Raw genomic sequence first — 15,932 nt, 5'->3', positions numbered from 1 at the left:
AAACCGCATAATTAATAAGCCATTTTTATAGCCGCTAAGATATTAAAGGATGTGTCAAAGATGCATACCCCGATCGGGGTAAAACCTGTAGCAGGATCAAAAGAGTGGCGGGAAGCGTGGCAAAAACGGGCTTTTGCTCACATTTCAAATGGTTATAAACATATTTATATAGCGATTAATTCGCCAGAGATATTTCTGCTGGTTTGTTTTCTCATCAGAATTTAACACTAAAAGAGCAGGTAAAATTATCTGAATGTTCTTTAAGTTATTCATAAAGCAAATTAATAAATCTGATGAATATGTTAACCTTCAGCGACATCATCGGTGAAAACCTATAAATGAAGAAGGAAAGCAAAAAAATGAAGACCATTCTACCTGCAGTATTGTTTGCCGCTTTCGCCACCACTTCCGCCTGGGCGGCAGAGAGCGTCCAGCCACTGGAAAAAATCGCGCCTTATCCACAAGCTGAAAAAGGCATGAAGCGTCAGGTGATTCAGTTAACTCCGCAAGAAGATGAATCTACCCTGAAAGTAGAACTGTTAATCGGTCAGACGCTGGAAGTCGACTGCAATTTGCATCGTCTCGGCGGGAAGCTGGAAAGCAAAACGCTGGAAGGCTGGGGCTATGATTATTATGTCTTTGATAAAGTTAGCTCGCCGGTTTCCACGATGATGGCCTGCCCGGATGGCAAGAAAGAGAAGAAATTTGTCACCGCGTATCTGGGCGATGCTGGAATGCTGCGTTACAACAGCAAGCTGCCGATCGTGGTGTATACGCCAGACAATGTGGATGTGAAGTACCGTGTCTGGAAGGCGGAAGAGAAAATTGACAACGCGGTTGTTCGCTAAACTGCTTTGAAGTGCTGCAACCTGTAGGCCGAATAAGGCGGTTACGCCGCATCCGACATCTAACGCCCGAGCCGGTTGCCTGATGCGACGCTGAAGCGTCTTATCAGCATACGCCACATCCGGCAAACCATGCCGGATGTGGCACATCATTACAACGCAATATCCGCCACTTCTTTTTGAACGGGTTGCGGTTTCAACTGCGGTTTCGGCGTACTATCTGCTGCCTGCGGCTTGTCGTATTTCAGACCCAGCACTTCGCTGGTGTACTGCAACTCGCGTTCTGTTGCCGCTACATCACCGTTCAGCTTGCGTCCATAAGACGGAACGATCGCTTTCAACGTAGCCTGCCATTGCGGGCTGGAAACGCGATCGCCAAATACTTTTTCCAGCAGATTCAACATAATCGGCGCGGCGGTTGACGCCCCTGGCGATGCCCCCAGGAGCGCGGCAATGGTCCCTTGCTGGTCACTGACGACTTCAGTACCGAGACGCAGTACGCCACCTTTATCGGCATCACGCTTGATAATCTGCACGCGCTGCCCCGCTTGCCACAAACGCCAGTCCTCTTTTTTCGCCTGCGGATAGTACTCTTTCAACACTTCAAAACGATCCTCTTCACTCAACATCACCTGACTCACCAGATATTTCACCAGATCGAAATTATCCAGCCCAACGTGCATCATCGGCATCACGTTAGAGGTGGTGGTGGAACTCATCAGATCCCATAATGAACCGTTTTTGAGGAATTTGGTTGAGAAGGTGGCAAATGGCCCAAACAGCACTACGCGTTTACCGTCAAGAACACGGGTATCGATATGCGGAACCGACATCGGTGGTGCGCCAACGGATGCTTTACCGTAAACCTTCGCCAGATGGTGATTAACCACGTCCGGGTTTTCCGAAACAAGGAACTGTCCGCCCACCGGGAAACCAGCGTAGTCTTTCGCCTCCGGAATCCCCGATTCCTGTAACAGTTTCAGCGCCGCACCGCCCGCGCCGATAAAGACAAATTTGGCGCGGATGTTCTGTGCAGTGCCGTTTTTCAGATCGGCAACGGTGACGGTCCAGCTGTTATCGTCATTACGCTTTAGGGCGCGGACTTCGCTGCTGAGTTGCAGCGAGAAGTTAGATTTCTTCTGTAAGGAGGCGATCAACTGGCGGGTGATCTCGCCATAGTTCACATCGGTGCCAATTTCTGTGCGTGTTGCCGCTACTTTCTGTTGCGGATCGCGCCCTTCCATCACTAACGGTGCCCACTCTTTGATCTGCGCGTGATCTTCAGAGTAACGCATACCGCGAAACAGCGAGCTTTGTTGCAACGCGGCGTAACGGGCGCGCAGGAAATTAACGTTATCCTCGCCCCAGACAAAGCTCATATGCGGAACGGTATTGATAAATGAACGCGGAGTACGCAGCACACCACGCTCGACCTGGTGCGCCCAGAACTGGCGGGAAATCTGAAATGCTTCGTTAATGGCGACTGCTTTTTCAATACTGATACTGCCGTCGGCATTTTGCGGGGTGTAATTGAGTTCCATCAGTGCAGAATGCCCGGTTCCGGCGTTGTTCCAGCCGTTCGAACTCTCCTGCGCGACACCTTCCAGGCGCTCCACCATGGTCATCGACCATTCAGGCTCCAGCTCGCGTAAATAGGTCCCCAACGTGGCGCTCATAATGCCGCCGCCAATCAACAGTACATCAGTTTCCTGCTCCTCGGACGCTTTCGCTTTTGCCGCCATCGAAACGGCATTAAGCCCCACGGCCATCGAGAAGAGCATGGCAGTCACTTTTTTCATCTTGTTAATGCCTTACTTTTAGTCGCTTTATTGCAGGTGAGATTTGCGCGGCATCAACGGTAACACTTAAGTAACAACATTTAAATAATGTTTATAAATTATATTCTAATTTTAGAAACATTATAATTTCGTTGATTAATTATAGGGTTATTAGAAACGAAGGTATTTTTAGAATATTGACCTGGCGGCAGCAGTCCGCCAGGTCAGCGTCGTAATATTATGCTGTCCGGGCAACGGCATCACGCGAAGCAGCATCGCGCTCTTCGCCTGTCAGCTCGCTAAGTTGCCCGTTGCGCATTTCCAGCAGGCGGTCGGCGTGGATAAAGTAATGATCATCATGACTGATGGCGAAAATAGTTTTACCCATCTCCTGCATCAGCGGCAGCAGCACCTGATAAAACTCACGACGGAAGTGTGGATCCTGATCCGCCGCCCATTCATCCAGCAGGATAATATCGCGTTCTTCTGCCAGCGCCAGCAACAGCGCCACGCGTTTTTTCTGCCCTTTTGATAACTTCAGGTTAACAATACGCCCGTTGCTTAACTCAAGCTTATGAGCCATTTTCAGCTGCGCCAGCCACTTCTCAACCAGTTGCGGGTTAGCGGGTTGCCCCTCCGGCCCCAGCAGTTGATCAAACAGCCAGACATCGGTAAACACTGCCGAAAACAGTTTTCGATAATCTTCCGGTTGTTCGCCGCTGACAGGTTTGCCATCCAGCAAGATTTCGCCATTTTGTGGCTGGTACAAGCCCGTCAGCAACATCGCCAGCGTCGATTTTCCACTACCGTTGCCACCAATCAGAAACAGCAGCTCGCCACGTTTAATGGTGAGATTAATTGGACCAACGGAAAACGCGTTATCCTGATAGCTAAACGTCACGTTACGCAGCTCCAGCGTTTGCCAGTTGGGAAACGCCTGCGGGCGCGGAAACTCTGCTTTGAAAGGCGCGAGCGCGAATTTGTTCAGCTTATTAAACGCCACCTGCGCCGTCAGTAGCGTCGGCAACGCGCCAACCGCCGAAAGCAGCGGCGTACGCAGGAATAACAACGTCAACGAATAGGTCGCGGCAACGTTGGTATCAGCCCAACCGAGACTGTTCGCCATCCAGAACACCAGGCCGATTGCGCCCAGCATCATGATGTTTGACCAGTTCACGGCACTAAGATGGAAGGTGTCTGCGCGGATAATATGATGGCGATACTCTTGCGCATCAGGAATGTAGAGGTTGTTAAACACATACTCGGCGCGTTCACGGTTCAGAGTCAGCTCTTTGCGCCCTTCGAGTACGGTTTGAAAATCCGTGTACAGCTTATCTTCGGTTTCACGCAGGGTCGCCATATGTTTGTACACCCGCGCCACCAGTATAAAACCACCCCAGATGGTGACTGCCATCCAGATAGCCGTTACCAGCAACATTTTGCCCGACAGCATCCACAAATACGCCGCTGAACCGATAGTGAGAATGATCCCCTGCACCAGTTCCGGCAGACGCACAAAAGCAATGGTGATATTGCGCACATCGCTGGTTAACCCCGCCAGCAACGAGGCGCTACCAAGTTGTTCAATGCGCTCGACATGGGTATCCAGAATCCGCTTGATAAATTCACTACGCAGTCGGTAAACGAAGTGATGCCCCAAAGTGGTGAGCGCCAGTTGCGATCCGAGAGTGACTGCCATCAACAGCAGCAATAACCCCAGAAACTCCGGCAATACCAGCAGACTGGTATCCGCCGTTTCGATAAGGCGCTGATTGATAAAAGCAATTAAGCCAATGCCTAATGCCGCACTGGCGAGGCTTAGCGCCATCACACTGATAAATGGCCAGCGATACTGCCGCCAGACAAGTACAAGAAGTTCCATGCAGAAAACCCGGACAATGAATTACAGCCCGCAGTTTAAACATCTTCGTGCGCACAGCAATAATAATTCTTATTTTTATTCTTTTTTACCTGCCTGACGGAATGTCAGGTTGTAGCGGCAGTCGGTGGTGAGTGGATGCCCCCCCACTTTCAACGGTTGAATGCCATGATAAAACAGCCGCGACTCACCACCCCATACCACCACATCGCCATGTTCCAACAACAAACGTTTGAGCGGATCATTTCGTTTCAGGCCGCCAAATTGAAAAATCGCGGGTAAGCCCAGAGAAACAGAAACAATTGGCGCGCGCAGATCCGGTTCGTCTTTATCCTGATGCAGCGACAGTTTCGCGCCAGGAACGTAGCGGTTGATCAAACAGGCATCTGGCTGGAAATCTGGATAGCCCGCTGCCGTAGCCGCACGTTGACATAAATGATGAAAACTCTGCGGCATGGCGGGCCACGGTTTATTTGTTTGCGGATCAATGGGCGAATAGAGATAACCTTGCCGATGGGTCGTCCAGCCCAGATGCCCACAGTTGGTCATCGCCACCGACATGGTATATCCGCCTGGAGTGACCATCTGGCGAAACGGCGACTGGCTGGCAACGTCATTAATATCGCGGATCAGTTGCTCCGCAGCGTTAAAAGCAAAACGGTGCAAAATCACCGCTCCAGCCGCCAGTGGTTCTTGCCACGGTTCAGCATCGGCAAACAGATCCAACATTACCTCTCCTCATTTTCAGCTTCGCGGCGTAGCAGTTGCGCTTTACGCGACACGCCCCAGCGGTAACCTGAAAGCGATCCATCACCGCGTACTACCCGATGACAGGGTATAACGATAGCTAGCTTGTTGGCGGCACAGGCGCTGGCAACAGCCCGTACCGCTTTCGGTTTGCCGATGGCGTTAGCCAGTTGCTGATAACTGACGGTTTCACCGCAAGGTATCGTGCGCAGTGCCTGCCAGACTTGTTGCTGAAAAGCAGTGCCGCGAATGTCCAGCGGTAACGTCAGCGGCGTATCGCGTTGATTGAGGCTGGCGATCACTTCACGCACATGTTGCTGAAACGTCAGATCAGCAGGCGCGCTGTCGGCAGCGGGAAACATCTGCTGTAACTCGCTGATTAGTGTCGCGTCATCATCGCCCAGTAATATCGCGCAAATCCCCCGCTCACTTTCTGCCACCAGGCAACGGCCCAGCTCACAATCAGCCAGCGCGTAACGCACCGCCAGATTTTCGCCACCGTGACGGAATTGTTTAGCCGTCATGCCCAGCGTTTCGTCGGCTTTGCGGTAGTAACTGCTGCTGTCGGGGAATCCGGCGTTAAGAATAGATGTAGTCACGCTCTCCCCTTTCGCCAGCAATTCGCGCAAACGGCGAGCGCGCCAGGCCTGTTGCCAGGCTTTAGGCGTCATTCCGGTAGTCGCTTTAAACAACCGATGCAAATGAAATGGACTCATCGCCACCTGGTCGGCTAAGGCTTCCAGCGTTACAGGCGTTTCCTGTTCCAGAAGTCGGCAGGCGTGGGTAATTTTATCAAGGCGATGTTGCAGGGGATTGGCTTTGTCTGGCTGACAACGTTTGCAGGGACGAAAGCCAGCGGCAAGCGCCTCGCTGGCATTTGCGTAGAAGGAGACATTTTCCCGCAAGGCATGTCTGGCTCGGCAAGACGGACGGCAAAAGATACCCGTGGTGCGCACGGCGAAAACGAATTCGCCGTCGGCATTCGAGTCGCGGGCTAAGACAGATTGCCAGCGTTGATCGTCAGTTAAGCGTATGGCGTATTTCATAATCAGCTCTCTGGTTAAGGATAGCCTTTAGTCTGCCCGGTCACCATCGCACAAAAACCAACAATCTTGCGCTTTAATTTTTTTCGCTGATAAGGAAGCTTTTAAACTGCGGCGACATCCAGGCTTTAAAATTATCGCCCTCTTTGGTGATCATGTAGACCGCCAGTCCTTCCCGGCGAACAACCTCTTTGGCTTTCTCCGGTCCGAGTACCATCAAGCCAGTATCCCAGGCATCGGCCTCCAGCGCCGTCGGGGCAATCACCGTCACGGATACCAGATTGTGTTCGATAGGACGCCCGGTTTGCGGATCGATAACATGAGAAAGACGTTTGCCGTCCAGTTCGTAATAGTTACGGTAGCTGCCAGAGGTGCTAATACCATGACCGTTGATATCCACCACGGCCTGAACCGCGTTTTCTTTATCGGTTGGTTTTTGAATCGCTACCCGCCACGGTTGGCCTGCACCGTTCATACCACGGCTGTTCAGCGCGCCGCCCACCGACACCAGATAGCGGGAAATCCCTTCCTGCTCCATCAAGCGTGCCAGGTGATCCGCCGCATAACCTTCGCCGACGGTGGAGAGATCGACATATAAATCCGGCAGGTCTTTTTGCAGATATTGCTGATGCGACTGATTAATGACCGTCAGGTGCTGTAAGCCGGTTTTGGCTTTCATCGCATCGATCTGTTCCTGGCTCGGAATTTGAACCGGTTGTTGTTCCGGGCCAAAGCCCCACAGATTCACCAGCGGCCCGATGGTTATATCCATCGCACCATCGGTCCTTGCGCCAATGCGCAGCGAGGTGGTGACGATATCGGCCATCGCTTCACTTACCGGCCACGGCGACAAACTTTGCGAGTCGTTAAAGCGCATCAGCGCGGAATCTTTTTTATAGGTCGAAAGCAGCTGATCGTCAGCGTCCAGCTGGGTCTGAATCTTTTCTTTAAGTTCGGCACTGCGTTTGGCGTCAATGCCCGGGATGCTGGCACGCCAGAAGGTACCCATGGTTTTGCCTTCAAGAACGGTAACTTCAGTAGCGTGGGTTTTGGCGGGTTGTGGTTTTTGATCGCAACCAACAAAGAAGAGCGCGGCAGCCAGCAGTGCCACGCGGGTAAAGCTTATTTCCATACGTGATTATCCTCATGCGAACGGTCGCAAGAGTACACCAAAAAACTGTGTTTGTACGCTGAAAACAATGAAAAAAGGGCCCGCAGGCCCTTTGTTCGATATCAATCGAGATTAGAACTGGTAAACCAGACCCAGAGCTACGATGTCATCAGTGTTGATGCCAGCGTCACGGGTGAAGCGGTTGTCGTCCAGCAGGTTGATTTTGTAGTCAACGTAGGTGGACATGTTTTTGTTGAAGTAGTAGGTCGCACCAACATCAACATATTTCAGGATATCTTCGTCGTCGTAGTTACGACCATTGATGACACCCAGGTTTTTACCTTTAGACTGCAGGTAGGCTACAGACGGACGCAGACCGAAGTCGAACTGGTACTGAGCAACAGCTTCGAAGTTCTGTGCTTTGTTTGCCCAACCCAAGGAACCTACGCGAGTTGCGTTGTAGGTCTGGGTATACTGAGCAGCCAGGTAGATGTTGTTAGCGTCGTATTTCAGACCACCAGTGTAGGTTTCAGCACGGTCGCCGTTACCCAAATAACGCTCACCATAACCGTTCAGGCCGAAGTTCTGATCATCAGTACGTTTGGAGCTAGAAACAGCAGCACCGATACCGAAGCCTTCGTAATCATAAGTGATAGATCCGCCAACGCCGTCGCCGTTCTGACGCAGGGCACCACGACCGTTGTTGGTCATGCCTTCGCCATCTACGCTACCGTTTTTACCCTGGTACTGAACAGCAAAGTTCAGGCCGTCAACCAGACCGAAGAAGTCGGTGTTACGATAGGTCGCGAAGCCGTTACCACGCTGCTGCATGAAGTTGTCAGAACCGTAAGTGTCGCCACCGAATTCTGGCAGTACGTCGGTCCAGGAAGTTACGTCATAAACAACGCCGTAGTTACGACCGTAGTCGAAAGAACCCACATCCTGGAATTTCAGACCTGCGAATGCCACACGGGTCCAGGAGTTGTTTTCGTTTTCAGCGCTGTTGCCCTGGATCTGATATTCCCACTGGCCGTAACCGGTCAGCTGGTCAGTAACCTGAGTTTCACCTTTGAAGCCAAGACGCATGTAGGTCTGGTCGCCGTCTTCTGACTTGTTGTCAGAGAAATAGTGCAGGCCGTCTACTTTACCGTACAGATCTAATTTGTTGCCGTCTTTGTTGTAAACTTCAGCAGCGTTTGCTGCGCCTGCTACCAGCAGAGCTGGGACCAGGAGGGACAGTACTTTAACTTTCATGTTATTAACCCTCTGTTATATGCCTTTATTTGCTTTTTTATGCCACTGCATACTGATTAACCCTCATTAATCAGTCGGCAAGTCCATTCTCCCCAAAAATGCAGAATAATCCAACACGAATATGATACTAAAACTTTTAAGATGTTTCATTTATCGCTATAGATGTTTCAAAATGTAAATACAAGGGAACTTTTTAAGATTATTGCGGAATGGCAAAATAAGCACCTAACATCAAGCAATATTAATTCAAGGTTAAAATCAATAACTTATTCTTAAGTATTTGACAGCACTGAATGTCAAAACAAAACCTTCACTCGCAACTAGAATATCTCCCGCTATCATCATTAACTTTATTTATTACCGTCATTCATTTCTGAATGTCTGTTTACCCCTATTTCAACCGGATGCCTCGCATCCGGTTTTTTTTACCCTTCTTTACACACTTTTCATTATTCTGTGCTACCACAGAAAAACTATAACGCTTGTTAACTATTTCACAAATAATTAACATCAGCATAATTTCCAGCAATCTTCGTTTATTTGCAATTAATTTCGTTGGGCTTTTTGTAGGTTATTTGTACAGCAAAATGGCGCTTGTACATCTATTTCCCCCAATGCCGGATGATAAATATCACTGGAGAATAGAGAATCATCAATCAGGTAAGAGTCTGGAATTTCACACTGTACCCTTTATACTGCCCTATCACTTCGCGAAGTTTTAACAGGTCATAAACACGAATGCGTCAGAAAGAGACAACGGCCACGACCCGCTTTTCACTCCTACCGGGGAGCATTACCCGCTTCTTTTTACTGTTGATCATTGTGTTACTGGTGACGATGGGTGTAATGGTACAAAGCGCCGTTAACGCCTGGCTGAAAGATAAAAGTTACCAGATTGTCGACATTACCCACGCAATCCAAAAGCGCGTCGATACCTGGCGTTACGTGACCTGGCAGATCTACGACAACATTGCCGCGACGACCTCCCCCTCCTCCGGCGAAGGTTTACAAGAGACGCGCCTGAAACAGGATGTCTACTATCTGGAGAAACCACGCCGCAAAACGGAAGCGTTAATCTTTGGCTCTCACGACAACTCAACGCTTGAGATGACTCAACGGATGTCCACCTATCTGGACACATTGTGGGGCGCAGAAAATGTACCGTGGTCGATGTATTACCTGAATGGTCAGGATAACAGTCTGGTGCTGATCTCAACCCTGCCCCTCAAAGATCTCACCTCCGGATTTAAAGAATCGACCGTCAGCGACATTGTTGATTCACGTCGTGCAGAGATGTTGCAACAGGCCAACGCCCTCGATGAACGCGAAAGTTTTTCTAACATGCGCCGCCTGGCCTGGCAGAACGGTCATTACTTTACCTTGCGTACCACGTTCAACCAGCCGGGACATCTGGCAACGGTCGTGGCTTTTGATCTGCCGATTAATGATTTGATCCCACCGGGTATGCCGCTGGACAGTTTCCGCCTTGAGCCAGACGCGACGGCAACGGGAAACAATGAAAATGAGAAAGAAGGGACGGATAGCGTCAGTATCCACTTTAACAGTACGAAGATTGAAATCTCCTCGGCACTCAACTCTACCGATATGCGCCTGGTCTGGCAGGTTCCTTACGGCACCTTACTGCTGGATACGTTGCAAAACATTCTGCTGCCACTGCTGCTGAACATCGGTTTGCTGGCGCTGGCGTTATTTGGCTATACCACATTCCGCCATTTCTCCAGCCGCAGTACAGAAAGCGTCCCCAGCACGGCGGTCAATAACGAATTGCGCATTTTACGGGCAATTAATGAAGAGATAGTCTCACTGCTGCCGCTCGGCCTGCTGGTTCACGATCAGGAATCAAACCGCACAGTCATAAGTAACAAAATTGCCGATCATTTGCTGCCGCATTTGAATCTGCAAAACATCACCACCATGGCGGAACAGCATCAGGGGATTATTCAGGCGACGATCAATAACGAGCTGTATGAGATCCGCATGTTCCGCAGCCAGGTTGCGCCGCGCACACAAATTTTCATTATTCGCGATCAGGATCGCGAAGTGCTGGTAAACAAGAAACTCAAGCAGGCGCAGCGTCTGTATGAGAAAAACCAGCAGGGGCGGATGACCTTTATGAAAAACATTGGCGATGCGCTGAAAGAACCCGCACAGTCCCTGGCGGAGAGCGCGGCTAAACTCAACGCCCCGGAAGGCAAACAACTGGCGAATCAGGCTGATGTGCTGGTGCGACTGGTCGATGAAATACAGTTAGCGAACATGCTTGCGGACGATAGCTGGAAAAGTGAGACGGAGCTGTTCTCCGTGCAGGATTTAATTGATGAAGTAGTGCCTTCAGTGTTGCCTGCCATCAAGCGTAAAGGTCTGCAACTGCTGATTAACAATCATCTGAAAGCACACGATATGCGCCGCGGCGATCGCGATGCCTTACGACGTATTTTGCTGCTACTGATGCAATATGCCGTGACCTCAACGCAATTAGGAAAAATCACCCTTGAGGTTGATCAGGATGAGTCCTCCGAAGACCGCCTGACGTTCCGCATTCTGGACACTGGAGAAGGCGTAAGCATTCATGAAATGGATAATTTGCACTTCCCGTTTATCAACCAGACCCAAAACGATCGCTATGGCAAGGCGGACCCGCTGGCATTCTGGCTGAGCGATCAACTGGCGCGTAAACTGGGCGGTCATTTAAACATCAAAACGCGGGATGGGCTTGGTACACGCTACTCTGTGCATATCAAAATGCTCGCAGCTGACCCGGAAGTTGAAGAGGAAGAAGAGCGATTACTGGATGATGTCTGCGTAATGGTGGATGTTACTTCGGCAGAAATTCGGAATATTGTCACTCGCCAGTTAGAAAATTGGGGTGCAACCTGTATCACACCCGATGAAAGATTAATTAGTCAAGATTATGATATCTTTTTAACGGATAATCCGTCTAATCTTACTGCCTCTGGCTTGCTTTTAAGCGATGATGAGTCTGGCGTACGGGAAATTGGGCCTGGTCAATTGTGCGTCAATTTCAATATGAGCAACGCTATGCAGGAAGCGGTCTTACAATTAATTGAAGTGCAACTGGCGCAGGAAGAGGTGACAGAATCGCCTCTGGGCGGAGATGAAAATGCGCAACTCCATGCCAGCGGCTATTATGCGCTCTTTGTAGACACAGTACCGGATGATGTTAAGAGGCTATATACTGAAGCAGCAACCAGCGACTTTGCTGCGTTAGCCCAAACGGCTCATCGTCTTAAAGGCGTATTTGCCATGCTAAATCTGGTACCCGGCAAGCAGTTATGTGAAACGCTGGAACATCTGATTCGTGAGAAGGATGTTCCAGGAATAGAAAAATACATCAGCGACATTGACAGTTATGTCAAGAGCTTGCTGTAGCAAGGTAGCCTATTACATGAACAATATGAACGTAATTATTGCCGATGACCATCCGATAGTCTTGTTCGGTATTCGCAAATCACTTGAGCAAATTGAGTGGGTGAATGTTGTCGGCGAATTTGAAGACTCTACAGCACTGATCAACAATCTGCCGAAACTGGATGCGCATGTGTTGATTACCGATCTCTCCATGCCTGGCGATAAGTACGGTGATGGCATTACCTTAATCAAGTACATCAAGCGCCATTTCCCAAGCCTGTCGATCATTGTTCTGACCATGAACAACAACCCGGCGATTCTTAGTGCGGTATTGGATCTGGATATCGAAGGGATCGTGCTGAAACAAGGTGCACCGACCGATTTGCCGAAGGCTCTCGCCGCGCTGCAGAAAGGGAAGAAATTTACCCCGGAAAGCGTTTCTCGCCTGTTGGAAAAAATCAGTGCTGGTGGTTACGGTGACAAGCGTCTCTCGCCAAAAGAGAGTGAAGTTCTGCGCCTGTTTGCGGAAGGCTTCCTGGTGACCGAGATCGCTAAAAAGCTGAACCGCAGTATTAAAACCATCAGTAGCCAGAAGAAATCTGCGATGATGAAGCTGGGTGTCGAGAACGATATTGCTCTGCTGAATTATCTCTCTTCTGTGACGTTGAGTCCGGCAGATAAAGACTAATCACCTGTAGGCCAGATAAGACGCGTCAGTGTCTTATCTGGCATTTGCACGGATTGCCGGATGCGGCGTAAACGCCTTATCCGTCCTACGATTCCCATTATTTCAACAGATTACATTAAAGTAGGCCAGATAAGACGCGTCAGCGTCGCATCTGGCATTTGCACTGAATGCCAGATGCGGCATAAACACCTTATCCGTCCTACGATTCCCGCGATTTCCTGACCCTCTCGGCATATACCGTCAGCGTCTGTTTTATCACATCCAGCGTTACCGGCTTCGACAGGCAGCTGTCCATACCGGACTCCAGACACCGCTGCTTCTCTTCAGCCAACGCATTAGCAGTTACTCCGATTACCGGCAACGTCAGTCCCAACTGACGAATGCGTTGCGTCAAGCGGTAACCATCCATATTTGGCATATTGACGTCGCTAAGCACGATATCAATATGATTCTTGTTAAGTACATTAAGCGCATCGACGCCATCATTCGCGGTTTTACATTGATAGCCCAACGATCCCAACTGATCTGCCAGCAGACGCCGGTTAATCGGATGATCATCCACGACCAGAATCATCATATCGTCATTATCGCTGACCGCTTTGTCCGTCGACGGCAGAGCGTTAGCAGGATCGTCGCTCTCCATCTCGATCAAATAAATACGCGCCAACAATGCCGGTAGCTCATGCGGAGCAGCCACACTATGTACCCACTCCCCTGGCGCTTTCTCCAGCGGAATACCAATATGGCGACGACAGAAGGTCACTACCGCTCTACCCTGCCATTTTTTGTTCACTACCTCGTCAGTAATTAACACATCTTCGGGAGTCGGTTCCTGCCCTTCGTATGTTGTAACGACGATGCCGCTGCGCTGCAAACTGGTTTCCAGGAACTGACAGAGCGACGCATTGCGGACCGCCAGCCAGCAGCGTTTACCACTCAACCCTTCCACACCTTTTTTCTGCGGGTACTGAGCGCCGTATAACGGAATACGCACGGTAAACTGGCTGCCCATTCCCGGTTCTGAATCTACCGAGATGTCGCCGTCCATCATGCTGATCAGTTTTTCACAAATCGCCAGACCCAGACCAGTCCCCTGGAAGTTACGCTGTACGCCCGTTCCGACCTGGAAGAAGGGATCAAACAAGCGCACCACTTCTTTCGCCGGTATCCCCACGCCGGTATCGCGAACACGGATAGAGAGATAATCGCCATCAGCGCGAACATGCAAAACTATACAGCCGGTATCGGTGAATTTTATGGCGTTACTCAACAGGTTGGAGATGACCTGCTGTAAACGCATCGGGTCGCCATTTAAGGCCACTGGCACATCCGGTTCAATAAAGCAGTACAAGCCTAACTGCTTGCGTACCACCAGCGGTAAATAGTTGGCGGTGATGTGGTTCATCACTTCACGCGGTGAAAACTCACGCGGTTCGATCTTCAACTGTTCTGATTCAATTTTCGAGAAATCGAGAATATCGCTGATAATTTTCAACAACAGGCTGGAAGAGTTGTTCATTGCCGTCACCAGACGATCGACGCCTTTCGGTAACTCTTTGGTTTGCAACAGATCCAGGTTACCGATAATGCCATACAGCGGCGTTCGCAGCTCATGACTGACGGTGGCCAGGAACATCGATTTTGACTGGCTCGCCTGTTCCGCTGCTTGTGCCATCTCCTGCAACGACTCTTCCATCTTCACGCGCGAAGAAACATCCACCAGCACACAAATGGCCACGTTTTCATTACGATAGCGCGAATGGACGAAGCTGATTTGCAGATTGGTATTGTTGCTGGTCAGGACATCAACAAAATTGACCTGCTGCCCACAGATAATTTGTGTCAGCCGTTGGCGGTCCTCATGCGTAAGCATATTGAGATAAGTATGCGCCAGTTCGTTACTTAAAATATTGACGCCATCAGCGGTACGCAAAATGCAGATACCCACTGGCGCGGAGGCGACAATCTTGCGATTAAACTGCTCATGTTCTTCCAGTCGCAGGGCGTCGCTTTCCGCCGGAATGAAAATACGCCGCTCGTACATCCGCGCGAGAGTAAACAATGCAGCTCCGGCAAGCACATTCAGCAAAATTGCGTTAAGGATCAACATGCGAATGCGTTCCAGCACCTTATCAACTGGCACTGAATAAACGATGCTTAGCGATGAGGGTGGCAGATTTTTCTTCAGCACCAGTTCCCGGAACCCTTCCGTATAGCCAAACCAGGAGCGTTCCTGCATCCAGCGAGGATCGCCCTTAATTTTGCTTTCTGGTCCGGTAAGCGAAATCAGGGTATGACCATTTTCATCAAGAATGGTAACCCCCATCGGCAACGTACCAGGTAAGAAAAAGTTCTCCATCCGGATGGTTTGCTCGACACCCAAAAGCGCCTGCAACCGGTTCGCCAGATAAACTGGCGTCAAGGCGTAAAAATACCCGACGCCAGGGCGCGGACCTTCGCTGATCCAGTAGAGGTTACTGCCACTATCATCTTGTGGTGCATTTCGATATTTATTAATGCGTTCATGCAAAGCTTTTAGCGCGGTATCGCGTTCCACTGGCATATCACGCAGACCGAAATTGGCCATGCAGAGGTTATCGCTGCCGATTAAAAATACCCGGTTTAGATCGTAAGCCGCAGAAAAATTATCGCGCCAGTAGCGCATAAACCACGCCAATGACTCCAGAGAACCTCGCCAGGTGTTACTCATTGCGGAACAATCAGAGTCAGCAAACAGCGGTTCAAACGCAGGCACATCCGTCTGCGTTTCTCGTCCACGCGGGGAAAGCACACCGTTTTCTGCCGATAAGCGATTTTCAGCTATGTACTTCAGCTCTTTCATCACATCAGAGGTGCGTTGAATAAAGCGCTGAGCCTGATCGGAACTCAGATTAAATTCCTGACGAATTTCCGATTCTCGCTGATGTAACGCATTAACGATGTAAAAAACGGATGAAAAAGCAATCAACAGCCAGAGCACTAACGCCAATGCTCTGAACATGTAGCGCGAGGCTTTCAGGGTTGTACGAAAAGAAGCAAGGTATTTCAAAGGGGCGAAGCTCCGCCTCAGGTGACCGATGGAGTGTGGTTAAGGTAGCGGTAAAAGCGTGTTACCGCAATGTTCTCTCTTCTCTGGAATATGATACACCGCCGAGAAATCATCACCTTAACCTCTGATAATCGTCATATACCGGACA

General features: G+C 50.1%; 11 protein-coding genes. 4 read left to right on the top strand and 7 right to left on the bottom strand.

The genetic code is table 11. The annotated features are described in order from the left end of the window. The first annotated feature begins 60 nt into the window (after window positions 1-60). Entirely contained in the window at window positions 61-225 is a 165-nt protein-coding gene (locus ACJHX4_RS05485; protein ID WP_001296243.1) for a hypothetical protein, read from the top strand. Window positions 226-338: 113 nt separating this feature from the next. Next, the gene (gene eco / locus ACJHX4_RS05480; RefSeq protein WP_000712252.1) at window positions 339-848 is read left to right on the top strand and encodes a serine protease inhibitor ecotin; all 510 of its coding nucleotides are present in this window, start codon (window positions 339-341) and stop codon (window positions 846-848) included. A 149-nt stretch (window positions 849-997) separates the two neighbouring features. Here the strand turns inward: eco and mqo are convergent, their stop codons facing one another. The 6 genes from mqo to ompC all read right to left on the bottom strand — a co-directional run bounded on the left by mqo (window position 998) and on the right by ompC (window position 8,657). Continuing rightward, on the bottom strand, window positions 998-2,644 hold the full coding sequence (gene mqo / locus ACJHX4_RS05475) for a malate dehydrogenase (quinone) (RefSeq protein WP_000758053.1): 1,647 nt from the start codon (window positions 2,642-2,644) through the stop codon (window positions 998-1,000). Between the two features lie 217 nt (window positions 2,645-2,861). After that, window positions 2,862-4,505 (bottom strand): microcin J25 efflux ABC transporter YojI, encoded by a 1,644-nt coding sequence (yojI, locus tag ACJHX4_RS05470; RefSeq protein ID WP_000422200.1) that lies wholly within the window; start codon window positions 4,503-4,505, stop codon window positions 2,862-2,864. Between the two features lie 75 nt (window positions 4,506-4,580). Then, on the bottom strand, window positions 4,581-5,231 hold the full coding sequence (alkB, locus tag ACJHX4_RS05465) for a DNA oxidative demethylase AlkB (protein ID WP_000884927.1): 651 nt from the start codon (window positions 5,229-5,231) through the stop codon (window positions 4,581-4,583). Continuing rightward, window positions 5,231-6,295 carry a bifunctional DNA-binding transcriptional regulator/O6-methylguanine-DNA methyltransferase Ada gene (ada, locus tag ACJHX4_RS05460; RefSeq protein WP_000872491.1) on the bottom strand — a complete coding sequence of 355 codons (1,065 nt, stop codon included), beginning with the start codon at window positions 6,293-6,295 and terminating at the stop codon, window positions 5,231-5,233. The genes alkB and ada overlap by 1 nt, the downstream gene beginning before the upstream one ends. A gap of 73 nt (window positions 6,296-6,368) precedes the next feature. Then, window positions 6,369-7,424, bottom strand: a complete 1,056-nt coding sequence (gene apbE / locus ACJHX4_RS05455) for an FAD:protein FMN transferase ApbE (RefSeq protein ID WP_000406076.1) — start codon at window positions 7,422-7,424, stop codon at window positions 6,369-6,371. Window positions 7,425-7,535: 111 nt separating this feature from the next. After that, the gene (gene ompC / locus ACJHX4_RS05450; RefSeq protein ID WP_000865587.1) at window positions 7,536-8,657 is read right to left on the bottom strand and encodes a porin OmpC; all 1,122 of its coding nucleotides are present in this window, start codon (window positions 8,655-8,657) and stop codon (window positions 7,536-7,538) included. A gap of 738 nt (window positions 8,658-9,395) precedes the next feature. Between ompC and rcsD the strand changes: the two genes are divergently transcribed. Then, the gene (rcsD, locus tag ACJHX4_RS05445; protein WP_001249136.1) at window positions 9,396-12,068 is read left to right on the top strand and encodes a phosphotransferase RcsD; all 2,673 of its coding nucleotides are present in this window, start codon (window positions 9,396-9,398) and stop codon (window positions 12,066-12,068) included. 16 nt (window positions 12,069-12,084) lie between these two features. Further along, complete coding sequence (rcsB, locus tag ACJHX4_RS05440; RefSeq protein ID WP_001061917.1) at window positions 12,085-12,735, top strand: response regulator transcription factor RcsB; 651 nt, start codon at window positions 12,085-12,087, stop codon at window positions 12,733-12,735. Between the two features lie 199 nt (window positions 12,736-12,934). Here rcsB and rcsC read toward each other — a convergent pair whose 3' ends face one another. Further along, the gene (gene rcsC / locus ACJHX4_RS05435) at window positions 12,935-15,784 is read right to left on the bottom strand and encodes a two-component system sensor histidine kinase RcsC (protein ID WP_000876055.1); all 2,850 of its coding nucleotides are present in this window, start codon (window positions 15,782-15,784) and stop codon (window positions 12,935-12,937) included. Window positions 15,785-15,932 lie beyond the last annotated feature (148 nt).

The sequence above is a fragment of the Escherichia sp. WS2035 genome (genome assembly GCF_046487065.1).
Lineage (GTDB): Bacteria > Pseudomonadota > Gammaproteobacteria > Enterobacterales > Enterobacteriaceae > Escherichia > Escherichia coli.
The sequence above is the reverse complement of the archived record's forward strand: the minus strand, read 5'-3'. Positions and strand labels throughout refer to the sequence as shown.

Coding starts and splice junctions, on each gene's coding strand:
- mqo (WP_000758053.1), bottom strand. CDS start 2,644: ATGAAAAAAGTGACTGCCATGCTCTTCTCGATGGCCGTGGGGCTTAAT.
- eco (WP_000712252.1), top strand. CDS start 339: ATGAAGAAGGAAAGCAAAAAAATGAAGACCATTCTACCTGCAGTATTG.
- apbE (WP_000406076.1), bottom strand. CDS start 7,424: ATGGAAATAAGCTTTACCCGCGTGGCACTGCTGGCTGCCGCGCTCTTC.
- alkB (WP_000884927.1), bottom strand. CDS start 5,231: ATGTTGGATCTGTTTGCCGATGCTGAACCGTGGCAAGAACCACTGGCG.
- rcsB (WP_001061917.1), top strand. CDS start 12,085: ATGAACAATATGAACGTAATTATTGCCGATGACCATCCGATAGTCTTG.
- ACJHX4_RS05485 (WP_001296243.1), top strand. CDS start 61: ATGCATACCCCGATCGGGGTAAAACCTGTAGCAGGATCAAAAGAGTGG.
- yojI (WP_000422200.1), bottom strand. CDS start 4,505: ATGGAACTTCTTGTACTTGTCTGGCGGCAGTATCGCTGGCCATTTATC.
- rcsD (WP_001249136.1), top strand. CDS start 9,396: ATGCGTCAGAAAGAGACAACGGCCACGACCCGCTTTTCACTCCTACCG.
- ada (WP_000872491.1), bottom strand. CDS start 6,295: ATGAAATACGCCATACGCTTAACTGACGATCAACGCTGGCAATCTGTC.
- ompC (WP_000865587.1), bottom strand. CDS start 8,657: ATGAAAGTTAAAGTACTGTCCCTCCTGGTCCCAGCTCTGCTGGTAGCA.